A 3,583-nucleotide genomic window follows, 5' to 3' on the forward strand; every position below is an offset into this window, starting at 1 on the left:
GGCGCCACGGGCACGCCGAGCCTGGCGGCCAGCGCGGCGGCGGTGCGGCGGACGTCGGCGGCGCCGTCGGGGTCGCGTGACCCGGAGGCCGCCAGCACGACGGCGTGCCGGTCCGACGGCGCGGCGGGCCAGCCGGCCTCGGTGAGCCGGTCGTGCAGGGCGCCCACCAGCAGCGGGTGCGGGCCCAGCGCGGGTGCGCACCGGATCCGGGGGGCGCCCGCGGCGGCGACGGTCGCGGGGATGTCGTGCTTGACGTGGTATCCGCGGCTCAGCAGCAGCGGCACCAGCACGGCCGGCGCGCCGCCGAGGTCCTCCAGGGTGTCCGCCAGCAGCGGCTCGTTCAGTTCCACGTGCCCGAGCCGCACGTCCAGGCCCGGCCGCCGGGAGCGCACCAGGCGGGCGAGCGCCCGGGCCGTCTCCGGCGCGCGGGGGTCACGGCTGCCGTGGGGCACGAGCACGAGGGCGGGGTGCGGGGTGTCGGACATGGTGCCCATCCTCCCCGGCGGAGATTGCCACCCGGTTGCGGCCCGGGCTCCGGCTTGTTTTCCCTCCCCTCACGCCCGCCCGCGGGGGGATGTGAGAGGCGGCCGGGAACCGCCGCGGTGCTTCCGCGCGTTCGAGGTGACGTGGGGACATGGTGGAGTGCGCCGCGGTTGCCGCGGCTGCCCAGGACACGGGTCGGCCGCCGGCGGCTGGTGCGGGCGGCGGTGGCCGTCTGCGCGCTGGCGCTGCTGCCGTACGCCTGGGTGTACACGGCGGCGGACGGGCGGCTGCGGGCGCCCGGCGAGGTCCCGGAGACCGGGGTGGCGATGGTGTTCGGGGCCGGGCTGTGGGGCGACGAGCCGTCCCCGTACCTGGCGCACCGGCTGGACACGGCGGCGGAGCTCTACGCGGACGGCCGGATACGGGCCGTGCTGGTCACCGGGGACAACAGCCGGGAGGAGTACGACGAGCCGGACGCGATGCGCGCCTACCTGGTGGAGCACGGCGTGCCGGACTCACGGATCGTCAGCGACTACGCCGGCTTCGACACCTGGGACTCCTGCGCGCGGGCGAAGCGGGTGTTCGGCGTGGACGAGGCGGTGCTGATCACCCAGGGCTTCCACGTCCGGCGGGCGGTGGCGCTGTGCGAGGAGGCGGGCATCGCCTCGTACGGGGTGGCGGCGACGGGCGACCGGCGCGACGGCGTCTGGTACTACGGCGCGGCGCGGGAGACCCTGGCGGCGGGCAAGGCCGCGCTGGACGCGCTGGTCGAGCCCGACCCGATGTTCCTCGGACCGCGGGAGCACGGCGTCGAGCGGGCCCTCACACGGCCGTGAGGCCGGCCGGGAGGTCACCGTCCCGGCCGCGTAACCAGGCGCGATCGGCCGCGTAACACGCGGCGCGCACGCTGAGGCGCATGCAGAACACCGCCGCGCCCACGCCCACCCACTGCCCCTACTGCGCGCTGCAGTGCGGCATGAACCTGGCACCCGTCGAGGGGGGCGGCGTGGAGGTGCGGGAGCGGACGGACTTCCCGGTCAACCGGGGCGCCCTCTGCGGCAAGGGCCGCACCGCCCCGGCGGTGCTGGACCGCGGGGCGCGGCTGACGGAGCCCCTGGTGCGCGGCGCCGACGGGGAGCTGGCCCCGGCGAGCTGGGAGGACGCGCTCGACCGGGTGGCCTCGGCGCTGGCCGGCACCCGCGCGGAGCACGGCGCGGACGCGGTGGGCGTCTTCGGCGGCGGCGGCCTCACCAACGAGAAGGCGTACACGCTGGGCAAGTTCGCCCGGGTGGCGCTCGGCACCTCGCAGATCGACTACAACGGGCGGTTCTGCATGTCGTCCGCGGCGGCCGCCGGGACCAGGGCGTTCGGGCTGGACCGGGGGCTGCCGTTCCCGCTGGAGGACGTCCCGCGCACCGGGTGCGTGATCCTGGTCGGCTCCAACCCGGCCGAGACCATGCCGCCGTCGCTGCGCTACTTCACCGAACTGCGCGAGAGGGGCGGCACGCTGATCGTGGTCGACCCGCGCCGCACCCGCACCGCCGAGCAGGCGGACCTGCACATCGCGCCCCGTCCCGGCACCGATCTCGCCCTGGCGCTCGGCCTGTTGCACCTGGTCGTCGCCGAGGGGCGGGTCGACGAGGAGTACGTCGCCGCCCGCACCACCGGGTGGGAGGAGGCCCGGGCCGCGGCGATGGCGCACTGGCCGGAGTACGTGGAGCGGATCACCGGCGTGCCGGTGCCGCAACTGCGCGAGGTGGTGCGGATGTTCTGCGAGCCCGAGGCGGCGATGGTGCTCACCGCGCGCGGCCCGGAGCAGCAGTCCAAGGGGACCGACACGGTCGGCGCGTGGATCAACCTCTGCCTGGCCACCGGCCGTCCCGGCCGCCCGTACTCCGGCTACGGCTGCCTCACCGGCCAGGGCAACGGCCAGGGCGGGCGCGAGCACGGCCAGAAGGCCGACCAGCTGCCCGGCTACCGCAAGCTGGACGACCCCGAGGCGCGCCGCCACGTCGCGGGCGTGTGGGGCGTCGACCCGGACTCGCTGCCCGGCCCCGGCCGCAGCGCCTACGAACTCCTGGACGCGCTCGGCACCGACATCCGCGCCCTGCTGCTGATGGGGTCCAACCCGGTGGTCTCCGCGCCGCGTGCCGCGCACGTGGAGGAGCGGATCCGGTCGCTGGACTTCCTCGCCGTGGCCGACGTGGTCCTCTCCGAGACGGCGGCGCTGGCCGACGTGGTGCTCCCGGTCACCCAGTGGGCCGAGGAGACCGGCACCACGACCAGCCTGGAGGGCCGGGTCCTGCTGCGCCGGCGGGCGGTCACCCCGCCGGACGGGGTGCGCGGCGACCTGTACGTGATGCGGGAGCTGGCCGCCCGGCTCGGCGTGGAGAAGGGGTTCTCCGACGACCCCGAGGAGGTCTTCGAGGAGCTGCGCCGGGCCAGCGCGGGCGGCCTCGCGGACTACTCCGGGATCACCTACCGGCGGCTGGCCGCGGAGAACGGCGTGTTCTGGCCCGCCCCGGAGCCCCGGGAGGCGGGCGCCGCCCCGCACCCCGGCACGCCCCGGCTGTTCCTCGACCGGTTCGCCCACCCGGACGGCCGGGCCCGCTTCGTGCCGGTCGCCCACCGCGCGTCGGCGGAGGAGCCGGACGAGGAGTACCCGCTGCTGCTCACCACGGGACGGGTGGTCTCCCAGTACCAGTCCGGCGCGCAGACCCGCCGGGTCGCCGAACTGAACGCGGCGGCGCCCGGCCCGTTCGTGGAGCTGCACCCGCGGCTGGCGGAGCGGCTCGGTGTCGCGGAGGGGGACCGGCTCGCGGTCGTGTCCCGCCGCGGCCGTGCGGTCGCCCCGGCCCGGATCACCGGCGCGATCCGGCCGGACACCGTGTTCATGCCGTTCCACTGGTACGGCGAGGGCCGGGTCAACACGCTCACCAACCCGGCGCTCGACCCGGTCTCCCGGATGCCGGAGTTCAAGACCTGCGCGGTCCGGGTGGAGCGCTCGTCCGACGCGGCCGACGCGGCCGGCGGGGCCGACGCGGCCGACGCGGCCGACGCGGCCGACGCGGCCGACGCGGCCGACGCGGCCGACGCGGCC

General features: G+C 77.0%; 3 protein-coding genes. 2 read left to right on the forward strand and 1 reads right to left on the reverse strand.

The genetic code is table 11. The annotated features are described in order from the left end of the window. Nucleotides 1-494, reverse strand: a 494-nt coding sequence (locus tag A2U95_RS21895) for a sirohydrochlorin chelatase (protein WP_206283009.1), incomplete at its 3' end; no start/stop codon positions are given. A gap of 159 nt (nt 495-653) precedes the next feature. Between A2U95_RS21895 and A2U95_RS21900 the strand changes: the two genes are divergently transcribed. Together A2U95_RS21900 and A2U95_RS21905 are read left to right on the forward strand one after the other, a co-directional pair. Then, the gene (locus tag A2U95_RS21900) at nt 654-1,319 is read left to right on the forward strand and encodes a SanA/YdcF family protein (protein ID WP_166025909.1); all 666 of its coding nucleotides are present in this window, start codon (nt 654-656) and stop codon (nt 1,317-1,319) included. A gap of 80 nt (nt 1,320-1,399) precedes the next feature. Then, nucleotides 1,400-3,583: molybdopterin oxidoreductase family protein (locus A2U95_RS21905; RefSeq protein ID WP_166025910.1), on the forward strand; the 2,184-nt coding region annotated here is incomplete at its 3' end.

The sequence above is a fragment of the Streptomyces chilikensis genome (genome assembly GCF_001642695.1).
GTDB classification, from domain to species: Bacteria; Actinomycetota; Actinomycetes; order Streptomycetales; family Streptomycetaceae; genus Streptomyces; species Streptomyces chilikensis.